This is a genomic window from Pseudomonas sp. HLG18 (assembly GCF_051903985.1).
GTDB lineage: Bacteria > Pseudomonadota > Gammaproteobacteria > Pseudomonadales > Pseudomonadaceae > Aquipseudomonas > Aquipseudomonas fluorescens_BT.
Genome location: NZ_CP195831.1, coordinates 5072396 through 5093047, shown reverse-complemented (window position 1 = coordinate 5093047; position 20652 = coordinate 5072396). Strand labels below are relative to the sequence as shown.

The 20652-nt window shown below is 61.3% G+C and carries 16 protein-coding genes; 8 read left to right on the top strand and 8 right to left on the bottom strand.

Annotated elements, in window-relative coordinates; genetic code table 11:
• The first annotated feature begins 16 nt into the window (after window positions 1–16).
• Window positions 17–988: a CobW family GTP-binding protein gene (locus ACSPX5_RS23515; RefSeq protein WP_439820350.1), complete on the top strand. Its 972-nt coding sequence runs from the start codon at window positions 17–19 to the stop codon at window positions 986–988.
• Between the two features lies 1 nt (window position 989).
• On the opposite strand, the gene ACSPX5_RS23510 is transcribed toward ACSPX5_RS23515, so the two are convergent.
• Complete coding sequence (locus ACSPX5_RS23510) at window positions 990–1403, bottom strand: DUF3301 domain-containing protein (RefSeq protein WP_169432531.1); 414 nt, start codon at window positions 1401–1403, stop codon at window positions 990–992.
• 117 nt (window positions 1404–1520) lie between these two features.
• Between ACSPX5_RS23510 and pdxY the strand changes: the two genes are divergently transcribed.
• On the top strand, window positions 1521–2393 hold the full coding sequence (pdxY, locus tag ACSPX5_RS23505; RefSeq protein WP_169432530.1) for a pyridoxal kinase PdxY: 873 nt from the start codon (window positions 1521–1523) through the stop codon (window positions 2391–2393).
• A 117-nt stretch (window positions 2394–2510) separates the two neighbouring features.
• Here the strand turns inward: pdxY and ACSPX5_RS23500 are convergent, their stop codons facing one another.
• A complete protein-coding gene (locus ACSPX5_RS23500) occupies window positions 2511–2993 on the bottom strand; it encodes an acyl-CoA thioesterase (protein ID WP_003229693.1) in 483 nt (160 codons plus the stop codon).
• A gap of 283 nt (window positions 2994–3276) precedes the next feature.
• On the opposite strand from ACSPX5_RS23500, the gene ACSPX5_RS23495 reads away from it, so the two are divergent.
• Entirely contained in the window at window positions 3277–5040 is a 1764-nt protein-coding gene (locus ACSPX5_RS23495) for a cation:proton antiporter (protein WP_169432529.1), read from the top strand.
• Window positions 5041–5061: 21 nt separating this feature from the next.
• On the opposite strand, the gene ACSPX5_RS23490 is transcribed toward ACSPX5_RS23495, so the two are convergent.
• The 4 genes from ACSPX5_RS23490 to uvrD form a co-directional block, all read right to left on the bottom strand.
• On the bottom strand, window positions 5062–5469 hold the full coding sequence (locus ACSPX5_RS23490; protein ID WP_007995855.1) for an SMI1/KNR4 family protein: 408 nt from the start codon (window positions 5467–5469) through the stop codon (window positions 5062–5064).
• Between the two features lie 137 nt (window positions 5470–5606).
• A complete protein-coding gene (locus ACSPX5_RS23485; RefSeq protein ID WP_169432528.1) occupies window positions 5607–6482 on the bottom strand; it encodes a Tim44 domain-containing protein in 876 nt (291 codons plus the stop codon).
• Window positions 6483–6657: 175 nt separating this feature from the next.
• Window positions 6658–7098, bottom strand: coding sequence for an EamA family transporter (locus ACSPX5_RS23480; protein ID WP_016984014.1), 441 nt, complete (start codon window positions 7096–7098; stop codon window positions 6658–6660).
• 142 nt (window positions 7099–7240) lie between these two features.
• The gene (uvrD, locus tag ACSPX5_RS23475) at window positions 7241–9424 is read right to left on the bottom strand and encodes a DNA helicase II (RefSeq protein ID WP_207865378.1); all 2184 of its coding nucleotides are present in this window, start codon (window positions 9422–9424) and stop codon (window positions 7241–7243) included.
• 259 nt (window positions 9425–9683) lie between these two features.
• Here uvrD and ACSPX5_RS23470 point away from each other — a divergent pair, with 259 nt between their 5' ends.
• The 3 genes from ACSPX5_RS23470 (at window position 9684) to ACSPX5_RS23460 (ending at window position 13895) form a co-directional block, all read left to right on the top strand.
• On the top strand, window positions 9684–12557 hold the full coding sequence (locus tag ACSPX5_RS23470; RefSeq protein WP_169432526.1) for a GGDEF domain-containing phosphodiesterase: 2874 nt from the start codon (window positions 9684–9686) through the stop codon (window positions 12555–12557).
• Between the two features lie 150 nt (window positions 12558–12707).
• The gene (gene hexR / locus ACSPX5_RS23465; protein WP_007954250.1) at window positions 12708–13574 is read left to right on the top strand and encodes a transcriptional regulator HexR; all 867 of its coding nucleotides are present in this window, start codon (window positions 12708–12710) and stop codon (window positions 13572–13574) included.
• 108 nt (window positions 13575–13682) lie between these two features.
• Complete coding sequence (locus tag ACSPX5_RS23460; RefSeq protein ID WP_085708792.1) at window positions 13683–13895, top strand: PA3496 family putative envelope integrity protein; 213 nt, start codon at window positions 13683–13685, stop codon at window positions 13893–13895.
• Here the strand turns inward: ACSPX5_RS23460 and ACSPX5_RS23455 are convergent.
• A complete protein-coding gene (locus ACSPX5_RS23455; RefSeq protein ID WP_439820349.1) occupies window positions 13837–14799 on the bottom strand; it encodes a LysR family transcriptional regulator in 963 nt (320 codons plus the stop codon). The two genes, ACSPX5_RS23460 and ACSPX5_RS23455, sit on opposite strands and share 59 nt — an antisense overlap.
• 191 nt (window positions 14800–14990) lie before the next feature.
• On the opposite strand from ACSPX5_RS23455, the gene ACSPX5_RS23450 reads away from it, so the two are divergent.
• Complete coding sequence (locus ACSPX5_RS23450; RefSeq protein WP_085708794.1) at window positions 14991–16406, top strand: acetyl-CoA carboxylase biotin carboxylase subunit; 1416 nt, start codon at window positions 14991–14993, stop codon at window positions 16404–16406.
• Between the two features lie 11 nt (window positions 16407–16417).
• Complete coding sequence (gene oadA / locus ACSPX5_RS23445; RefSeq protein ID WP_169432523.1) at window positions 16418–18226, top strand: sodium-extruding oxaloacetate decarboxylase subunit alpha; 1809 nt, start codon at window positions 16418–16420, stop codon at window positions 18224–18226.
• 104 nt (window positions 18227–18330) lie between these two features.
• Here oadA and ACSPX5_RS23440 read toward each other — a convergent pair whose 3' ends face one another.
• Complete coding sequence (locus tag ACSPX5_RS23440; protein WP_439820348.1) at window positions 18331–20529, bottom strand: autotransporter outer membrane beta-barrel domain-containing protein; 2199 nt, start codon at window positions 20527–20529, stop codon at window positions 18331–18333.
• Window positions 20530–20652: the final 123 nt, after the last annotated feature.

Sequence of the window (20652 nt, the reverse complement as noted above, 5' to 3'; positions counted from 1 at the left end):
CCAGAAAACCTTGATCATGTTGCAGAACATTCCCACCCACGTCATTGCAGGTCCCTTGGGTGCCGGCAAGACCAGCCTGATTCGCCAGCTCATGGCGCAGCGACCGGCCGGCGAGCGCTGGGCGGTGCTGATCAACGAGTTTGGCCAGATCGGCCTCGACGCTGCGCTGTTGACCCGGGACGCCGATGGTATCGCACTGGGCGAAGTGGCCGGGGGCTGTTTGTGTTGCGTGAACGGTGCGCCGTTTCAGATCGGGCTGGGACGTTTATTGCGCAAGGCTCAGCCGGATCGCCTGTTCATCGAGCCCTCCGGATTAGGGCATCCGGCGCAGTTGCTGCAACAACTGAGCGAGGCACCATGGCAAGGCGTTCTCGCCGTTCGGCCCTGCGTTCTGGTGCTGGATGCCCAGGCCATGGCGGCGGACAAGATGCTACCGCCAGCGCAGCGGGAGGCGATCCCGAATGCCGGTTTGCTGATATTGAACAAAGCAGAAAATCTCGATGAATCCACGCGGGAGCGGATCGTTCGCCAGTTGCCACCGGTCAGGCTGATCTGGACGCAACAGGCATCGTTGCCCCTGAGCGAGTTGCCGGGTGTGACGGCTCAAGCGCAGGCGGGTGTGGATAAGTTGATGGTGCCCAAGGGGCTGGCGCAGATGCCGGCCGTCTGGAGCGATCCGGCTTCGCCGATTTGCCTGAGTCAGGCGCAGGAGGGCGGTTGGAGCATAGGCTGGCGCTGGCACCCAAGCCAGGTGTTTGACGTGATTCGCATCACTCGGTGGCTGGAATCCCGGGACTGGCGCCGGGCGAAGCTGGTTATCCACAGCCAGGATGGCTGGGAATCAGCCAATGCCCTGGATAACGCCAAACTGGATTGGCAGCCCAGCGAGTGGCGCAAGGACACTCGAATCGAGTTGATATTCGACCAGCCGCAGGTGATTGATGAGTTGCAGGCAGGACTGGCCGGTTGTCGGGTTCAAGCGGCCTGAGTCAAGGTTTCCACTTGGTGTGTTCCTGGCGCCACTGACTCAGTTCGATCACTTGCGCACTCGGCCTGGCCACTTCTACCACCGGCGGAGTGTCGTCGAACGGTGCCGGGTAGGGCGCCAGTTCGATCTGCGCGCTGTGCGGGCCGAACTGGGTGATGGTGCCGTTGTGACGGGTTTCGCCGGTCACGGTGAATTCGAAGTTGTAGACCCGGGCCAGACGTCGACGCCCACTGGCATCCTTGATGAGACCGATCTTCTTTAGCGCTACGTTGCCGTCGAGCAGTTCGACGCCGACATTCGCACAATGCTGCTTGACCCGCTCCAGCGCCCGTTCACGCAGGCCGTGGTTGTGCCAAAGCCACGCGCCGGCAACGGCGAACAGCATCAACACGAAAATGTTTTCCAGGGTCAGCATCAACGAGAAACTCCAAAAGTTGGCATCAGCTTAACTGCGTCGCCGGTCTGTCGTACAGACTGCGTTTCGTCGCATACTGCGCGGCTTGAATTTCAATCGTTTTACGGAAAATCCCGAATGAAACGTACGCCTCATCTGCTCGCCATCCAGTCCCATGTGGTGTTCGGCCATGCCGGCAACAGCGCTGCGGTTTTTCCGATGCAGCGGGTCGGGGTCAATGTCTGGCCGCTCAACACTGTGCAGTTCTCCAATCACACTCAATACGGCCAGTGGGCCGGGGAAGTGCTGGCACCGCAGCGGATCCCGGAGCTGGTTGAGGGGATCGCCGCCATTGGGGAATTGGGCAATTGCGATGCGGTGCTGTCCGGCTACCTCGGCAGCGCGGCGCAGGGCCGGGCGATTCTCAGTGGCATCGAGCGGATCAAGGCGGTCAATCCCAAGGCCCTGTATTTGTGCGACCCGGTGATGGGCCATCCGGAGAAGGGTTGCAGCGTGCCGGCTGAAGTCAGCGATTTCCTGCTCGACGAGGCTGCAGCGGTGGCGGACTTCATGTGCCCGAACCAGCTGGAGCTGGACAGCTTCTCCGGGCGCAAGCCACAGTCGCTGTTCGATTGCCTGGCGATGGCGCGCGGGCTGCTGGCGCGCGGGCCGAAAGCGGTGCTGGTCAAGCATCTGGATTACCCGGGGAAACCGGCGGATGGCTTCGAGATGCTGCTGGTTACCGCCGAGGGCAGTTGGCATCTGCGGCGTCCGCTGCTGGCGTTCCCGCGTCAGCCGGTCGGTGTGGGCGATCTGACGTCCGGCCTGTTCCTGGCGCGAGTGCTGCTCGGCGACAGTCTGGTAGCGGCGTTTGAATTCACTGCGGCAGCGGTGCATGAAGTGCTGCTGGAGACCCAGGCCTGCGCCAGCTATGAGCTGCAACTGGTGCGGGCGCAGGACCGGATCACCCATCCGCGCGTGAAGTTCGAGGCGACGGCGATCAGTCTGTAAGACCGCGTTGCCCCCATTCGCGAGCAAGCCCGCTCCCACATTTGGAATGCGTTCCCCCTGTGGAAGCGGGCTTGCTCGCGAAAGCTATCTACAAAGCGCCAGAGATCGAAGGGCTGATCAGGCGTCGCCCTTGATTTCCTGATAGCGCTTTTCCAGCTCCTGGCGAATCTGCCGGCGCTGCTGGGCCTGCATGTAGCGACGTTTGTCTTCGCTATTCTGTGGCTGCAGCGGCGGCACGGCAGCCGGTTTGCGCTGATCGTCCACCGCGACCATGGTGAAGAAGCAGCTGTTGGTGTGGCGCACCGAGCGCTCGCGGATGTTCTCGGTCACCACTTTGATGCCGACTTCCATCGAGGTGTTGCCGGTGTAATTGACGGACGCCAGGAAGGTCACCAGTTCGCCGACATGGATCGGCTCGCGGAAAATCACCTGATCCACCGACAGGGTCACCACGTAGCGGCCGGCGTAGCGGCTCGCGCAGGCGTAGGCCACTTCGTCGAGGTATTTGAGCAGGGTGCCGCCGTGGACATTGCCAGAGAAGTTGGCCATGTCGGGGGTCATCAGTACCGTCATCGACAGCTGGGCGTTTCCGGGTTCCATAACGTTCTCACGGGTCAAGGCAGGGTTGCTGGAAGATGCACCTCTGCGGGTGCCTGGTCGCTTTTCAAAACCACCGTTATCGGGACGCCGGGCAACGGGCCGCCGTCACGCCCTGATCGATCTGTTTCCATATATTGCACCGCCTTTCAGCCGGAAGTCGCGGTGTTACCCTGCAAAAGCCCACCCCAAGGGCGATTCCTACATCTAAAGCGGATTTTTACTCAGCTCGCCCAGGCGTTTTCAGACGCGTGCCGCGAGCGTCGTCATTCAAGGAGCCCACGCCATGCATGCCATCAGCTTTATTCAGGATCTGGCAGTGATCATGTTGGTCGCAGGCGTGGTGACCGTGCTGTTCCACCGTTTCAAGCAGCCGGTGGTGCTCGGCTACATTGTCGCCGGCTTCATCATCGGCCCGCACACCCCGCCGTTCGGCCTGATCCACGACGAAGAAACCATCAAGACTCTCGCCGAGCTGGGGGTGATTTTCCTGATGTTCTGCCTGGGCCTTGAGTTCAGCCTGCGCAAACTGTTCAAGGTCGGTGCCACGGCGTTTATCGCGGCATTCCTGGAAATCATCCTGATGATCTGGATCGGCTACGAAATCGGCCGCTGGTTCGACTGGAACACCATGGACTCGCTGTTCCTCGGCGCCATCCTGGCAATTTCCTCGACCACCATCATCGTCAAGGCGCTCAACGATCTGAAGATGAAAAACGAGCGCTTCGCCCAGTTGATCTTCGGTGTGCTGATCGTCGAGGACATTCTCGGCATCGGCATCATCGCCTTGCTGTCGAGCATCGCGGTCAGCGGCACGGTAAGTTCCGGCGAAGTGTTTTCCACGGTCGGCAAACTCTCGCTGTTCATGATCGTCGCGCTGGTCATCGGCATTCTGCTGGTACCGCGATTGCTGGCCTATGTGGCGAAGTTCGAAAGCAACGAGATGCTGCTGATTACCGTGCTCGGGCTGTGCTTTGGCTTTTGCCTGCTGGTGGTCAAGCTTGAGTACAGCATGGTGCTTGGCGCATTTTTGATCGGTGCGATCATGGCCGAGTCGCGACAATTGCTGAAGATCGAGCGCCTGATCGAGCCGGTTCGCGACCTGTTCAGCGCGATCTTCTTCGTCGCCATCGGCCTGATGCTTGATCCGATGATCCTTCTGCAATACGCGTGGCCGATTGCGGTAATTACTGTGGCCGTGGTGTTGGGCAAGATGTTGTCCTGCGGCCTCGGTGCCTTTATCGCCGGCAATGACGGACGCACCTCACTACGGGTCGGGATGGGGCTTTCGCAGATTGGCGAATTCTCCTTCATCATCGCCGCGCTGGGCATGACGCTGCAGGTGACCAGCAACTTCCTCTATCCGGTGGCCGTTGCGGTTTCAGTGATTACCACGTTACTGACGCCATACCTGATCCGCGCCGCCGATCCGCTGTCGATCAAGTTGTCCGCCGCCATGCCGCAGCGCCTTGGTCGAGTGTTCGGGATGTATGGCGAATGGCTGCGCAGCATTCAGCCGCAGGGTGAGGGTGCGATGCTGGCGTCGATGATCCGGCGGATTCTGCTGCAGGTCGGGGTCAATCTGGCGCTGGTGATTGCGATCTTTTTCGCCGGCGCGTTCTTTGCCGGGCGTCTCTCGACCTGGCTTCAGGACTGGATCAGCGATCCGAGCTGGCAGAAGGCGTTGATCTGGGGCGGGGCGTTGCTGCTATCGCTGCCGTTCCTGATTGCGGCTTATCGCAAGCTCAAGGCGCTTTCGATGCTGCTGGCGGAGATGGGCGTTAAGCCGGAGATGGCAGGGCGTCACACACAGCGAGTGCGTCGGGTGATCGCCGAAGTGATCCCGATCATCTCGCTGCTGGTGATTTTCCTGCTGCTGGCAGCCTTGTCGGCCAGTATCTTGCCGACCAACAAGTTGCTGGTGCTGGTCGCCGTGGTCGCGGCCGCCGTGGCGGCGCTGCTCTGGCGCTGGTTCATCCGGGTACACACGCGGATGCAGGTGGCCTTGCTGGAAACCCTCGACAATCACAAGGAATCGTCGGGGCATTGACCCGGCGTGGCGTCTGGCGGATCAGCTTTCCAGCCAGACGTCCCGTGCCCAGTGCCATACCGACTCCCAGGACTCTTCGGTGATCAGCTCTTCTTCGCCGGACCACAGCACCACGGTGCCGTCTTCTTCGACGCAGTAGTAGTTGTCGCCGTCCTGGCAGATCGGGATCAGGTCGCGCGGCACACCGGCGTCCCAGGCATTGGCCGCCACATCCGGCAGATAGGTGTGGGACTGCGGGTCGGTGACGGTCACCGGCTCCAGGCTGCCGTAAACCACGTCGCTGACGGTCAGCAGAAACTCTTTGAAGACGAACGGGATGTTGATGAAGAGTTCTTCTTCGACTTCCACCAGTTGGTCTTCGTCGGGCAACTCCAGGGGAACCGGTACGGGTTCGTTGGCTTCGCGCAGTTGTTCGATGATTTCTTCCACGTCCGGGATCCTCTTGCTTGAATGGCGCGGTTTATATGGGCCGGTTTATACAGTAGCTCGCTATAGATGCAACCGCGAAATAGAAAACCCCGGCCTGGGCCGGGGTTTTCATGACTGCATGCCTGACGCCGAAGGAATCAGCCGTTCTGGCGGATACCGGCGACCAGCCATGGCTGGTTGTCGCCCTGCGGACGCTCCATGTTCCAGCTTTCGCTGAACACTTCGCCCTGGTCGAAACGCGAGGTTTTCGACACGCCGCTGAAGGTCAGGGTTGCGATGGTCTTGTCAGCGCGATCATCGACGCCATCCAGTTGTACCTGAAGGTTGTCGATGTAGGTGGACTGGAAGCCGTCGCCCAGATCCGCACGCTCGCGCTTGAGGAAGTCGAGCATTTGCGGGGTCACGAACTCGGCGATCTTGTCCATTTCGTTGGCATCCCAGTGCTGCTGCAGCGACTGGAAGTGGCTGCGGGCGGCTTCGAGGAAGCGCTGCTCGTTGAACCAGGCCGGAGCGTTGATCACCGGACGGGCGGCAGCCGGAGCGGCCGAGCCACCGAAGATCGAACCCATGGCGGCAGGTTTCTGCTCGAATACTTCACGCTGCATCGGCGCGCCGGCCGGAGCGAACTGCTCCTGCTGCTTGCGGCGACGAGCGGCGATGAAGCGGAAGATCACGAAGGCGATCACGGCCATGATCAGGATGTCGAAGATCTGCATGCCCTGGAAGCCGCCGCCCATGAACATGGAAGCGAGCAGGCCACCGGCGGCGATGCCGGCCAGAGGGCCGAGCCATTTCGAAGCGCCGCCAGCCTTGGCCGCAGCGCCTGCGGCACCGGCAGCACCAGCGGTCGCAGCGGCGCCGCCCATGCCTGGGGAAGAAGGAGCCATCTGGCTGGTCTGGTGCGTCGGCGCAGCGCCGGCGCTTTTGCCACCACCGAAGCGCTTGGCGTTGGCGTCGAGGCTCATCGTCAGGCCGATGCACAACGCCATGGCGATGCTAAGAAAACGTTTCATAAAGGGAATTCCCGTTTGTGGAGACACGCGCGCCATGTTGCACAGCTGAAGTGTCACTGGCTAGCGAGAGAGTGTTTCGGGCTTTTGCCTGACAGGTAACGTTCAGCTCAGTCGAGGCAATAAGGCCATGTACTTTTGTCTGTAGGAAAAGGATTTGGGTTCAGTGGGAAATTGATCAGCGTCGAAACGCCAACATCACCACGCCTGCGGTAATCAGACCGATGCCGCCCCATTGGCGCAGGTCGAGTTTCTCGCCCAGCAGGATCACGCCGAGTACCGCCACGAGCACCACGCTGAGTTTGTCCACCGGAGCGACCAGCGAGGCCGGCCCGACTTTCAATGCGCGGAAATAGCACAGCCACGAAGCCCCGGTACCCAGACCCGACAACAGCAGGAACAGGTAGCTTTTGGCAGAGATCGATCCCAGGGACTGATATTGGCCCGTGGCGTACAAAATCAAGGCCAGACTGACGAGTACCACGATGGTGCGCAATAGAGTGGCGAAGTCGGAATTGACGTTTTCGATGCCGACCTTGGCGAAGATCGCCGTCAATGCGGCGAAGGTGGCCGAGAGCAGGGCCCAGAATGTCCAGGAGGAAAAGAAGCCAGAGCCCATGCATGGTGTCCTGTCGGTAAGGGTTGCATAAATCCATGTGGGAGCGAGCCTGCTCGCGATGGCTGCACCGTGGTTTATCAGGTAAACCGCGGCGCTCCAATTCGCGAGCAGGCTCGCTCCCACAGAACAGCAGAACCGGCGTTTAGATCGCTTCCAGCTTTGCGTAACCCAGCATCAGCCACTTGCTGCCTTCGCTGAAGTTCACCTGCACTCGCGCTTGGGCGCCGGCGCCTTCGAAGTTGAGAATCACGCCGTCGCCGAAGATCGAGTGCCGCACGGCCTGGCCCAGGCTCAGGCCGGTATCCGGGATCTCGCTGCCGCCGAACAGGTTGCTGCCGCTCATCGACTGGTTGCCGCCGAACGGTCGGCTGACGCTATTCGACAGGCGCACTTCCTGAATCAGGCCTTTCGGCACTTCCCGTACGAATCGCGACACCTTGTTGTAGGTTTCACTGCCGTACAGGCGTCGGGTTTCAGCGTAGGTCATCACCAGATTCTGCATTGCCCGGGTGATGCCGACATAGGCCAGGCGCCGCTCTTCCTCAAGACGTCCCGGTTCTTCCAGGCTCATCTTGTGCGGGAAAAGGCCTTCTTCCATGCCCACCAGGAATACGTAAGGGAATTCCAGGCCCTTGGCGCTGTGCAGGGTCATCAACTGAATGCTGTCTTCGTGTTCGTCGGCCTGAGTGTCGCCGGCCTCCAGCGACGCGTGGCCGAGGAACGCCGCCAGTGGCGTCAGGTCTTCGTCTTCTTCGGTGTTCTCGAAGTTGCGCGCGGCACTCACCAGCTCCTCAAGGTTTTCTACCCGGGCCTGGCCCTTTTCGCCTTTTTCCGCTTCGTGGTAGGCGATCAGTCCGGATTGCTCGATGACGGTCTGGGTCATCAGGTGCAACGGCATCTCGGCGCACTTGGCGGCGAGGTTCTCGATCAGCTCGATAAACGCGCCGAGGGCGCCGGCTGCACGACCGGTCAGGCCTTTGTTGGCCACCAGTTGGCGCATGGCTTCCCACATCGACACATCGCTGTGGCGTGCATGTTCACGGATGGCTTCGACGGTCTTCTCGCCGATACCACGAGCCGGGACGTTGATGACCCGCTCCAGCGCCGCATCGTTGCCGCGACCCTCCAGCAAACGCAGGTAGGCCATGGCGTTCTTGATTTCCGCCCGCTCGAAGAAGCGCTGGCCGCCATAAATGCGGTACGGAATGCGTTCGCGCAGCAAGGCTTCTTCCAGAACGCGGGATTGGGCGTTGGAGCGGTAGAGAATCGCGATGTCGCTGCGAGCAAGGCCGGTTTTCAGCGCGCTTTCGATGGTTTCGACAACGTAGCGTGCTTCGTCGTGTTCGTTGAATGCGGCGTACAGATTGATCGCTTCGCCGTCGCCACCGTCGGTCCACAACTCTTTGCCCAGACGTCCGGTGTTGTTGGCGATCAAGGCGTTGGCGGCTTTCAGGATGCCGGCGGTGGAGCGGTAGTTTTGCTCCAGTCGAATGGTCTCGGAATCCGGGAAGTCGGAAGAATATTGGTGAATGTTCTCGATTTTCGCGCCGCGCCAGCCATAGATCGACTGGTCGTCGTCGCCGACCACCATCAGGCTGTCGCCGCCCTTGCCCAGCAGACGCAACCAGGCGTACTGCACGGCGTTGGTGTCCTGGAACTCGTCCACCAGAATGTGCCGGAAACGCTTCTGATAATGCGCGAGCAGGCCCGGATGGTCGCGCCACAGGTCGAGGGCACGCAATAACAGTTCGGAGAAGTCGATGACGCCGGCGCGCTGGCAGGCGGCCTCGTAAGCCTCATAGATGCCGCGCATGGTGGCCAGGTACAGATCGCCGCTGGCCTGAATGTGCTGCGGACGCAGACCTTCGTCTTTCTGCCCGTTGATGAACCACTGGGCCTGACGGGCCGGCCAGCGTTGTTCGTCCAGCCCCAGCTCGCGGATCACCCGTTTGACCAAGCGTTGCTGGTCGTCGCTGTCGAGAATCTGGAAGGTCTGGCTCAGCCCGGCTTCCTGCCAGTGCGCCCGCAACAGGCGGTGCGCCAGGCCGTGGAACGTGCCGACCCACATGCCGGCCGGGTTGATGCCCAGCAATTGCTCGATGCGGTGACGCATCTCGGCAGCGGCCTTGTTGGTGAAGGTCACCGACAGGATCGAGTGGGGCGAGGCGTTCTCGACCTGGATCAACCAGGCGATGCGGTGCACCAGCACTCGGGTTTTGCCGGAGCCGGCACCGGCCAGGACCAATTGACGACCAACGGGGGCTGCTACAGCCTGGCGTTGGGCATCGTTGAGGGAGTTCAGCAGAAGGGAGAGATCATCGCGCATCGGGGCATTCTAGGGTGCGCCGCAGGCCCGGGCAAACCGAGCTTTGCATTAGCCGATGAAAGTGCCGCCCGTGACGACCGGTCGGTCACCGGCTACAGGCGTTGGCCCGCCTGGCGTCGGGGCTTTGGAGGGCGGCGGGCGACGGAAAAGTTTCGGTGAAATTATGATCTGGGGCAGTTTGGCAAGTGGTTCGGCTTGTGTATGCTCGGTCCACGTTTCCGGGCGCATGCTCACACCTATAAGAACAAGAACGTTGCCTATGACCCTCAGCTTCGACCTTTCGGGCCCCTCTGTGGAACCCCGGGTGATCCGCAAGCATTACGCCACCCAAATGGCGGTCGAGCGCACGCGCCTTCTTTATCAGGGTTCGCTGTTGCCCACTCTGTTCATGTTGATCAATGGTCTGGTCTGCGCCGGTCTGCTCTGGAGCCCGCAGCGTTACTTCGTGGTCAGCGTCTGGCTGGTGTGGCTGTTGTCGCTGGTGGCGTTGCGAGTGATTCAGGTCGCCGCGTTCGACTCGGCGATTCCCGATCGCCAGGCCCAGCCGATCTGGGGGCGGATGTTCCTGCTTGGCTCAACCATGACCGGCCTGACCCTGGCCGGCGCCGGCATCGCTTTGGTCCCCGCCGACAATTTCATGCAGCAGGCCTGGGTGTTCGGCCTGATTGGCGCCGCGACCCTGTCGGCCAGCGTGGCCTACGCCGTGAGCATTCCTGCGTTTCTTTCCTTTACCTTGCCATGCCTGCTGCCGGCCATCGGCTATCTGTTCTGGGGCGGTGACGAACTGGCGCGAGGCTGGGGCTGGCTCGGGCTGATTCTGCTCGGCTCGCTGAGCGTGGTGGCGTGGCAGGTCAATCGGTTGATAGATCGTGGGTTGCTGCGGCGCTTCCAGAACCAGCACCTGATCGAACACCTGCAACAAGCGCAAACCCGCAGCGAACAGCTCAATCAGGAGCTGGCCAAGGAAATCGAACAACGGCGCTGTGCCGAGGGCAAGCTGCGCGAAGCGCAGGTCGAGCTGGAAGACCGGGTCGCCCAGCGCAGCCGGGAACTGGACGTCGCCAACCAGGCCCTGAGCAAAAGTGAGGCGCGCCTGGCCCTGGCGTTGAAGGCCAGTGAGCTGGGGCTGTGGGACTGGAACCTGCAGACCGACGAAGTTCACCACACGCAGATTCAGGAATTGTTTGGCATTGACCCGGAATATGTCACCGGTTTGCTCAGGCACCTGCGGCCGCGATTGCACCCGGAAGACGTGCCGCCACTCAAGCGAGCGCTGATCGAGCATTTGAAGGGGCGCACCGAGGATTATCAGATCGAGTACCGCGTGCGCCATGGTGACGGCCACTGGGTCTGGATCGAAGACCGTGGGCGGGCGGTGGAGCGCGACGACAGCGGACGGGTGATCCGCATGGTCGGCACCCGCCGCGACATCAGCGTCAGCAAAAGCCTGGAAGCCCAGCAGCAACTGGCGGCGACGGTGTTCGAGGCCGCCAGCGAAGGCATCGTGATCCTCGACCCGAATTATTCGCTGATCGCCATCAATCAGGCCTTCAGCCGGGTCACCGGGTATGACATCGACGACATGCTCGGGCGCAACGTCGTCGAACTGCCGTGCAGCCGCGACGCCCGCCGGCATTACGTCGCCATCCGCCACGCGCTGGAGCAGCACGGCAGCTGGCAGGGCGAGCTGGTGGAGACCCGCAAGAACGGCGAGCTGTACCCGCAATGGCTGCAATTGAATGCGGTACGCGACAGTCGGGGAAATGTGAGCCATATCGTCGGCTTCTTCGCCGATCTGTCGGCTCGGCGCGAATCTGAAGAGCGTATGCGTTACCTGACCCATTACGACGAACTCACCGGCCTGGCCAACCGCTCGCTGTTCCGCGAACGCCTGCACGAAGCCCATCAGCGCGTGCGGCAGGGCGGGCGCCGGAGTCTGGCGCTGCTGCACATCAATCTGGATCGCTTCAAGCTGCTCAACGACAGTCTCGGTCACGAGATCGCCGACCAGTTGCTGCAAAAGATGTCACGACGTCTGGTCAGTGCCTTGCCGGAGGCTGACACCATTGCCCGGTTGTCCGGTGATGAGTTTGCGGTGCTGTTCGACGCCTACGGCAACCTGTCGAGCCTGGCGCGGGTCGCCACACGGCTGTCGACCAAGCTGCGGCTGCCGTTGACGGTGGAAGGGCATGAACTGGTGGTGAGTGCCTCGATGGGCATCAGCATGCTGCCGGACAACGCCCGGGAGATTTCCGCGCTGGTCAGCCAGTCGAACATGGCCATGCAACATGCCAAGCACCTGGGCGGCAACAACTTCCAGTTCTACACCGACAGCCTGCAGGCCAGCACGCTGGAGCGCCTGCAACTGGAAAACCAGCTGCGCAAAGCCATCGAGGACAAGCAGCTCAACGTCTTCTATCAACCGAAACTGTGTCTGGCGACCGGTCGCCTCAACGCGGCGGAAGCGCTGGTGCGCTGGGATCACCCGACCATGGGCCGGGTGCCGCCGGGGGACTTCATCGGTCTGGCCGAAGAGACGGGCCTGATCGGGCCGATCGGCGAATTCGTGCTGCGTCAGGCCTGTTGGCAGGCCTGCGAATGGCAGCGGCAGGGGCTGGCGCCGATCCGGGTTTCGGTAAACCTGTCGGTGCATCAGTTGCGCCAGGGCAAACTGGTCAGTCTGGTGCGTCAGGTGCTGGAGGAAACCGGCCTGGCACCGCACTACCTCGAACTGGAACTGACCGAAAGCCAGCTGCTCGACAGCGTCGAACACATCATCGCCACGTTCCAGCAACTGCGGGATCTGGGGGTGAAGCTGGCGATCGACGATTTCGGCACCGGCTATTCATCGCTGAGCTATCTGAAGCGGATTCCGGTGGATTACGTGAAGATCGATCAGGCGTTCATTCGCGGGCTGGGGGAGGGCAGCGAAGATGCGGCGATCACCCGGGCGATCATTGCGATGGCTCACGGGCTGTCACTGAAAGTTGTCGCCGAAGGTGTCGAGCGATCCGAGCAGCTGGCGTTTCTGAAAACTGAAGGTTGCGACGAGGTGCAGGGCTATCTGATCAGTCGTCCGGTGGAGGCGGTCGGCCTTGCCGCGTTGCTGCGTGAACAGGAAAAACCGCTGTAAAGGGCTACATGCAGCGCATGTCGCCTGATCCGGGGCGATCCAGTTACGCATTGAGCAGGCAAAAAGCCAATTCATGTAGTATAACTACAAGCTTGCTACATCCCCGGCATCTGGCCAAAGCACATCTTTCCATAACAAGAGTCCAGCCCCTTGAATCTGCTGCAACACATTGCCCAGTCACGTCACCTGTTACGCAAGTCGGAGCTCAAGGTCGCCGACCACGTGCTGCTTGACCCTGCGGCAGTGATGCACAGTTCCATGGCCGATCTGGCCCACAGCGTCGGGATCAGCGAGCCGACCATCGTGCGCTTCTGTCGCGCCATCGGTTGTTCCGGTTTTCAGGATCTGAAACTCAAACTCGCGCAAAGCCTCGCGGCCGGCGCCAGTTTCGGTCAGTTCGCGATCCATGAGGACGACTCGGTCGCCGACTACAGCCTGAAGATTTTCGACACCACCCTGCACACCCTGATGGAGGTTCGCGAGAAGCTCGATCCGCTGGAGCTGCAACGCGCGGTGACGCTGATGTCCCAGGCCCAGCGCGTCGAGTTCTATGGTTTCGGTGCATCGGGCGCAGTAGCCGCGGATGCGCAGCACAAATTTTTCCGCCTGCTGCTGACCGCTGCGGCGTATTCCGACCCGCACATGCAGGCGATGTCGGCAGTGACGCTGAAGCCGACCGATGTGGCGATCTGTATCTCCCAGTCCGGCCGTTCCAAAGACCTGTTGATCACCGCCAACCTGGTTCGCGAAAGCGGGGCGTCGCTGATTACCTTGTGCCCGAGCCAGACGCCGCTGGCCGAGCTGTCGACCGTCAATCTTGCGATCGACGTACACGAAGACACCGAAATCTATACCCCGCTGACTTCGCGCATCGCCCACCTGGTGGTGATCGACGTGCTGGCCATGGGCGTGGCCATGGCGCGCGGGCCGAGCCTGGTCAACCACCTCAAGAGCGTCAAGCGCAGCCTGCGCAGCTTGCGGCTGTCACCCAAGTCGGTGAAAGCGCTGGATGACTGATGGTCATGGGGTGAAGGCAATCTTCATCTGCCTGTAACCCCGACGCAGCCAAACCGTCATCCTCCGGGCCTATCGTGAAACTCCCGTAATCGCCTTGGGAGACTCGAAATGGCTCAGCCTTACGAAGAACGCAACAGCGCCGCGAAAACCCGTCGTCAGCAGGAAGACCAGCGCCGCATGGAGTTCCGCCGCGCCATCGAAGATCGCTTCGAACTACGTCAGCTTCAGACCGAAATCAGCGATTTTCCCGAGGACATCGAACTCAACTACTGGCAGGCAGCTCCCGCAGCTTCCCGTCGAAGCGCTCAACCAGCGCGCTGATCTGCGCCCGTTCGCTGCGGATAAACGCCAGGAAGGCGTGCGCCACCGGTGACAGTCGCTTGGCTTTGGCTTGCACCAGGCACCAGCTGCGAAACAGCGGCAACTCTTCGACCGGCAGCTCCACCAGACCGCCGGTCGCCAGCTCCAGGTTCAGGGCGTGGCGCGTCAACAGCGCGACGCCCAGACCCGCCAGTACGCACTCGCGCTGGGCTTCAGCCGAGGCCACTTCCTGGGTCTGGGTGAAGTGCACACGCTTCTCTTTGAAATACTCTTCACAGGCCAGTCGCGTGCCCGAGCCGGGCTCGCGAATCAGCAGTGTGTAGGGTTCAAGATCCTGCAGGCGTAGCGGACCCATGTGTGCCAGCGGATGATCCGGTCGGGCGGTTGCCACGATCGGGTTGTTGAGGAAGGGGAGGAACTCCAGGCCCATGTCCTGCGGCACCATCGACATGATCACCAGGTCGTCGCGGTTGTCGGAGAGGCGGCGGATTACCTGGCCGCGGTTGACCACCGTCAGTTGCAGATTCACCTCCGGATGCTGGCGCTTGAATGCCGCGAACAGGTGCGGCACGAAGTATTTGGCGCTGGATTCCACTGCCAGTTTCAACTGGCCCTGCAGCGAGCCCTGCATGTCCGACAGTTGCATGTCGAGGTTTTCCAGCCGGCCAAAGATGTCGCGACTGGCGCGCTGAAGTGCTTCCGCGGCCTCGGTCATGTAGAGTTTTTTGCCGACGTAATCGAACAGTGGCTGCCCGATCAGCTCTTCAAGCTGACGAATCTGTAGGCTGACGGCCGGTTGTGTGAGAGACATTTCCTCGGCTGCGCGGCTGTAGGAACGTAAATCACACACTTCGTTGAAGATCTGCAATTGACGCAATGTCATACGCATCAAGGACTTACGCATTTTCTACCGACTCTGGCCGATGGTGGATGCAGCGACTATAAGTCTTTCCTTATGCCTGACCCAATTTTTATTCATTTTTGTTAATCCATTGTGAGCGCTAGTGTGAAGCCGCGACCAGATTGAAACATTTGGTCACGCGTCGGCCTGGGTCTAGCAGGTCGTGGGTACCACCGGCTCAAGGGAACCTCCAAGTGATAACAAAGATCCTGATCGCCAACCGTGGTGAGATTGCCGTACGAATCGTGCGTGCGTGCGCCGAGATGGGCATTCGCTCGGTTGCGATTTTTTCCGACGCCGACCGCCATGCCTTGCATGTGAAGCGTGCGGACGAGGCCCACAGCATTGGTGCCGAGCCGCTGGCCGGTTACCTGAACCCGCGCAAGCTGGTAAATCTGGCGGTGGAAACCGGCTGCGATGCGCTGCATCCCGGTTACGGTTTCCTCTCGGAAAACGCCGAGCTGGCAGAGATCTGCGCCGAGCGCGGGATCAAATTCATCGGCCCGTCGGCGGAAGTCATCCGCCGCATGGGCGACAAGACCGAAGCGCGCCGCAGCATGATCAAGGCCGGTGTGCCGGTCACGCCGGGCACCGAAGGTAATGTCTCGGGCATCGAAGAAGCCTTGAGCGAGGGCGACCGCATCGGTTACCCGGTGATGCTCAAGGCCACCTCCGGTGGTGGCGGTCGCGGTATCCGTCGCTGCAACAGCCGCGAAGAACTCGAACAGAATTTCCCTCGCGTCATCTCCGAGGCAACCAAGGCTTTCGGTTCGGCCGAAGTGTTCCTGGAAAAATGCATCGTCAATCCCAAGCACATCGAAGCGCAGATCCTTGGCGACAGCTTCGGCAATGTGGTGCACCTGTTCGAGCGTGACTGCTCGATCCAGCGTCGCAACCAGAAGCTGATCGAAATCGCCCCGAGCCCGCAGCTGACCCCGGAACAGCGCGCCTACATCGGCGACCTGTCGGTGCGTGCGGCCAAGGCCGTGGGTTACGAGAACGCCGGCACCGTGGAGTTCCTGCTCGCCGAGGGCGAGGTGTACTTCATGGAGATGAACACCCGGGTGCAGGTGGAACACACCATCACCGAAGAAATCACCGGGATCGATATTGTCCGCGAACAGATCCGCATCGCCTCCGGCCTGCCGTTGTCGGTGAAGCAGGAAGACATCCAGCATCGCGGTTTTGCCCTGCAGTTCCGGATCAATGCCGAAGACCCGAAAAACAACTTCCTGCCGAGCTTCGGCAAGATCACCCGTTACTACGCCCCCGGCGGCCCGGGCGTGCGTACCGACACGGCGATCTACACCGGCTACACCATTCCGCCGTTCTACGACTCGATGTGCCTGAAACTGGTGGTCTGGGCGCTGACCTGGGAAGAGGCGATGGACCGTGGTCTGCGCGCCCTCGACGACATGCGTCTGCAAGGGGTGAAGACCACCGCCGCTTACTACCAGGAAATCCTGCGCAACCCGGAATTCCGTAGCGGCCAGTTCAACACCAGCTTCGTTGAAAGCCACCCTGAACTGACCAACTACTCGATCAAGCGCAAACCCGAAGAGCTGGCCCTGGCCATCGCCGCCGCCATCGCCGCCCACGCAGGCCTGTGAGGAATACAAGAATGAGCAAGAAGATCTTTGTCACCGATACCATCCTGCGCGACGCTCACCAATCGCTGCTCGCCACCCGCATGCGCACTGAAGACATGCTGCCGATCTGCGACAAGCTCGACAAAGTCGGCTACTGGTCCCTGGAAGTCTGGGGCGGCGCAACCTTCGACGCCTGTGTGCGCTTCCTGAAAGAAGACCCGTGGGAGCGCCTGCGCCAATTGCGCGCCGCGTTGCCCAACACCCGTCTGCAAATGCTCCTGCGCGGGCAGAACCTGCTGGGCTATCGCCATTACAGCGATGATGTGGTCAAGGCGTTCGTCGCCAAGGCCGCGGTCAACGGCATCGACGTGTTCCGTATCTTCGACGCGATGAACGACGTGCGTAACCTGCGCGTGGCGATCGAAGCGGTGAAGGCTGCCGGCAAACACGCCCAGGGCACCATCGCCTATACCACCAGCCCGGTGCATACCATCGACGCATTCGTGGCCCAGGCCAAGCAGATGGAAGCCATGGGTTGCGACTCGGTGGCGATCAAGGACATGGCCGGCCTGCTGACCCCGTATGCCACCGGTGAACTGGTCAAGGCCCTCAAGGCCGAGCAATCGCTGCCGGTGTTCATCCACTCCCATGACACTGCCGGTCTGGCCGCGATGTGCCAGTTGAAGGCCATCGAAAACGGTGCCGACCATATCGACACCGCGATCTCCAGCTTCGCCTGGGGCACCAGCCACCCGGGCACCGAGTCGATGGTCGCAGCCCTCAAGGGCAGCGAGTTCGACACCGGTCTGGACCTGGAGCTGTTGCAGGAAATCGGTCTGTACTTCTACGCCGTGCGCAAGAAGTACCACCAGTTCGAAAGCGAGTTCACCGCCGTCGACACCCGTGTTCAAGTCAACCAGGTGCCGGGCGGGATGATTTCCAACCTGGCCAACCAGTTGAAAGAGCAGGGCGCTCTGAACCGCATGAACGAAGTGCTGGCGGAAATCCCGCGCGTGCGCGAGGACCTCGGTTTCCCGCCGCTGGTGACCCCGACTTCGCAGATCGTCGGCACCCAGGCGTTCTTCAACGTGCTGGCCGGCGAGCGCTACAAGACCATCACCAACGAGGTGAAGCTCTACCTGCAAGGCGGCTACGGCAAGGCGCCGGGCACCGTGAACGAGAAGCTGCGTCGTCAGGCCATCGGCAGCGAAGAGGTGATCGACGTCCGCCCGGCCGATCTGCTCAAGCCGGAAATGACCAAGCTGCGTGCCGATATCGGCGCTCTGGCCAAGTCCGAAGAAGACGTGTTGACCTTCGCCATGTTCCCGGACATCGGCCGCAAGTTCCTCGAAGAGCGTGCCGCCGGCACCCTCACCCCGGAAGTGCTGCTGCCGATCCCGGAAGCGGGCAAGGTGGCCTCGGCCGGCGGCGAAGGCGTGCCGACCGAGTTCGTCATCGACGTTCACGGCGAAACCTATCGCGTGGACATCACCGGTGTCGGCGTCAAGGCTGAAGGCAAGCGTCACTTCTACCTGTCCATCGACGGCATGCCGGAAGAAGTGGTGTTCGAACCGCTCAACGAATTCGTCGGCGGCGGCAGCAGCAAGCGCAAGCAAGCCTCGGCTCCGGGCCATGTCAGCACCACCATGCCGGGCAACATCGTCGATGTGCTGGTCAAGGAAGGCGACACCGTCAAGGCAGGCCAGGCTGTGCTGATCACCGAAGCGATGAAGATGGAAACCGAAGTCCAGGCCGCGATTGCCGGCAAGGTCACCGCCATTCACGTTGCCAAGGGCGACCGGGTGAACCCGGGCGAAATCCTGATCGAGATCGAAGGCTGAGATAACAGCCTCGATACAACGCTTTAAACCTCGGGGGGGCATGTGCTCCCCTTTTTTTTGCTTTACACACGCGGCCGCACTTTGCGGCCGCGTGTGATCGGTCCTCAGAACGCCATTCGCCACTGGCCCGATACGCCATGGTTGCGGCTGTCGGTACCGATCTCACCCGACAAGCCAACACCGAGTGTGTGATTGGCCGAAACGGTCAGATCAAGCCCGGTGTCCAGCGTCAGGCTGTTGCGATCCAGCTCTGCGCCATAAATGGTGTAGTCACGGCCGCCGGTAACCAGACGTTGGCGGGTGCTGGTGTCGGTCTCGCCGTAAACGTGCTTCCATCCCGCGCTGAATCGTGGCGTGAGGCGCATGCCGTTATCCAGCGTGCTGACCTTCGCCATGCGCAGGCCGACGGTGGTGTTGAAGTTGCCCTGGGATTGATCGTCCACCTTGAGCGCCGCCGTTCCGCCTTTTTCGGTGTAGCCGTCGCGCTGGTAGCGTTGGTAGGCGAGGCTGGCAAACGGCTCGACGCTGACGTTGGCCCGACCCAGGTTGTATCCCGACTCGATGAACGCTTGCTGGGTGCTGGCCTGGTAGTTGCCTTTCAGTCGGTCTTGGAAGCGGCCGAACGCGACTTCGCGACGGGTACTGCCTTCGTGACGGCTCCAGGTTGCGCCGAGCCGAAGTGACAACGGGCCGGTCTGGCGCAAGGCGTAGGCGCCGAGGTGCCTACTGTCGAGATCGCCGTCCAGCTCCTTGCTGTCCAGGCGCGTGTCGGAGGTGCCGCCCATCAAGCCCAGGTGCCATTCTTCATTGAGGCGCCAGTCCGCACCGAGCAGCAGTCCTTTGGTGGAGTGCTGCATGGGCTGCACATCGCGATCCAGTTTCCCGCTGTGGCCGAGGGCCTGCAGCCAGACCCTGCCACTCTCGGCGTTTCCGGCCGCGTGGCGGGGTGCGTTTGGCTGGTTGTCATGCAGGTTATCGAGCTGGTGCATGGCCGACAGCAGGCTGACGCTGACCGGCGTGACGCTGCTCAAGGTGGCCTTGGCGAGGTTGGCGTTACTGCCGCCGGCCAGTTGATCGAGGGCGATGGCGGCCGTGGCTTTGTCGGTGGTGAGTAGTGCCGCGACGGCAGTGTTGCGCGCAGTGGTTGAAACCGCCGGCGTCTGAGGCGTGGCAGGGGATTGCAGCGTTTGCGCTTGTCGGGGTGGTTCGGGAGATTCCGGCGTTTCGGCCGGAGCCTGGGTTTGAACAGGGGAAGGGGCTGGCGACACCTGAGGCTCAATGCTTTTACCGAACTCGCGGCTATTGTCGCTGGTGGCGACTTGCTCGAAGGGCAACCCATTGCGCGCATAGGTCAGGCCGACCCGCTTGGGATCATCGTAATCCAGGGTTGGCGTCATGAAGGCCAGATTGTTTTCAATGGTGCCGAACCGGCCCTCGACCTTGCCGGCCTCGAGGATGGTGTGCTGACTGCTTTGTGGATAGTCACCGCTGGTGACCAGTTTCAGGGTCGCATCCCCGAGGCTGGCAGTGCCCTCGACGATGATGGTCGGGCTGTTGCCGGAAGCATCGATTGAATAGGCCAATACTGCCGGACGCGACAATTTCAGGTCGCCCCTGATCCTGGGTGCGCCATACACCTCGTCAACGGAAAAGCGTCCCTGCACATTCAGGCCGCCGACGATACCGCTGCCGGCGAAATGACCGTTCTCCTGCACATCCACGTTGCCGGCAATGAGCCCCGAGTGAGTCAGATCCCCGCCGGGGAGAACCGTGACCCCGTGATCAATCTGGCCTCTGTTGATGAAAATGCCCTCGGTCAGTGCTCCACCCAGAATATGCCCTTCGTGAATCAGGGATGCCTTGGCGCGTATCAGCACCCCGGTGCTGAAGTCACCCGAACCTGAGCGCGTCCAGGCGCCTTGTTTGACCTCCAGTCCCTCGAAGTTGCGTGATTCGCCGAGTTTTCCTTCCTTGGCATCGAGTTGCAGAACGTTAACTCCGGCGCCTCCGTCAACGATCCCGGCGAAGCTGCCACGAGGCTTCACGATTACCAGGTCGTTTGCATCACTCAGTTGCAGGGAAATGCCGTCTTTTGCCTTTTGCCCGCTCTTGACGGTAGTCGTAAGCGTGTCCGGGGCTTTGATAAATGCGTCGAGCGCTGATAGTCCCGGCGTCGGTGTTTGTTCGGGTGGCGGATCAGGAACGAGAACGGACTCCTGCGCCAGTGAGATCCCCGTATAGCCGAGTGTCAATGCAATAGCGACGGCCAGATGGTGAAGTCGGTGTGTATGTCGAACAGGCATCGGGTCAACCTCCGTGTTGGGAGGTCGAACTCTAAAACGGGGTGCCTGGGCATCGATGTCAGTCGGATCTGCCAAGCATGCAGGGATTGTCGACTGACGTGACAGTAAAGCGGCCCATTTTGT

What these genes read in the sequence shown, in the direction of transcription:
- ACSPX5_RS23515 (WP_439820350.1), top strand. Translation starts at nt 17, where the DNA reads ATGTTGCAGAACATTCCCACCCACGTCATTGCAGGTCCCTTGGGTGCC.
- ACSPX5_RS23510 (WP_169432531.1), bottom strand. Translation starts at nt 1,403, where the DNA reads ATGCTGACCCTGGAAAACATTTTCGTGTTGATGCTGTTCGCCGTTGCC.
- pdxY (WP_169432530.1), top strand. Translation starts at nt 1,521, where the DNA reads ATGAAACGTACGCCTCATCTGCTCGCCATCCAGTCCCATGTGGTGTTC.
- ACSPX5_RS23500 (WP_003229693.1), bottom strand. Translation starts at nt 2,993, where the DNA reads ATGGAACCCGGAAACGCCCAGCTGTCGATGACGGTACTGATGACCCCC.
- ACSPX5_RS23495 (WP_169432529.1), top strand. Translation starts at nt 3,277, where the DNA reads ATGCATGCCATCAGCTTTATTCAGGATCTGGCAGTGATCATGTTGGTC.
- ACSPX5_RS23485 (WP_169432528.1), bottom strand. Translation starts at nt 6,482, where the DNA reads ATGAAACGTTTTCTTAGCATCGCCATGGCGTTGTGCATCGGCCTGACG.
- ACSPX5_RS23480 (WP_016984014.1), bottom strand. Translation starts at nt 7,098, where the DNA reads ATGGGCTCTGGCTTCTTTTCCTCCTGGACATTCTGGGCCCTGCTCTCG.
- uvrD (WP_207865378.1), bottom strand. Translation starts at nt 9,424, where the DNA reads ATGCGCGATGATCTCTCCCTTCTGCTGAACTCCCTCAACGATGCCCAA.
- ACSPX5_RS23470 (WP_169432526.1), top strand. Translation starts at nt 9,684, where the DNA reads ATGACCCTCAGCTTCGACCTTTCGGGCCCCTCTGTGGAACCCCGGGTG.
- ACSPX5_RS23460 (WP_085708792.1), top strand. Translation starts at nt 13,683, where the DNA reads ATGGCTCAGCCTTACGAAGAACGCAACAGCGCCGCGAAAACCCGTCGT.
- ACSPX5_RS23455 (WP_439820349.1), bottom strand. Translation starts at nt 14,799, where the DNA reads ATGCGTAAGTCCTTGATGCGTATGACATTGCGTCAATTGCAGATCTTC.
- oadA (WP_169432523.1), top strand. Translation starts at nt 16,418, where the DNA reads ATGAGCAAGAAGATCTTTGTCACCGATACCATCCTGCGCGACGCTCAC.
- ACSPX5_RS23440 (WP_439820348.1), bottom strand. Translation starts at nt 20,529, where the DNA reads ATGCCTGTTCGACATACACACCGACTTCACCATCTGGCCGTCGCTATT.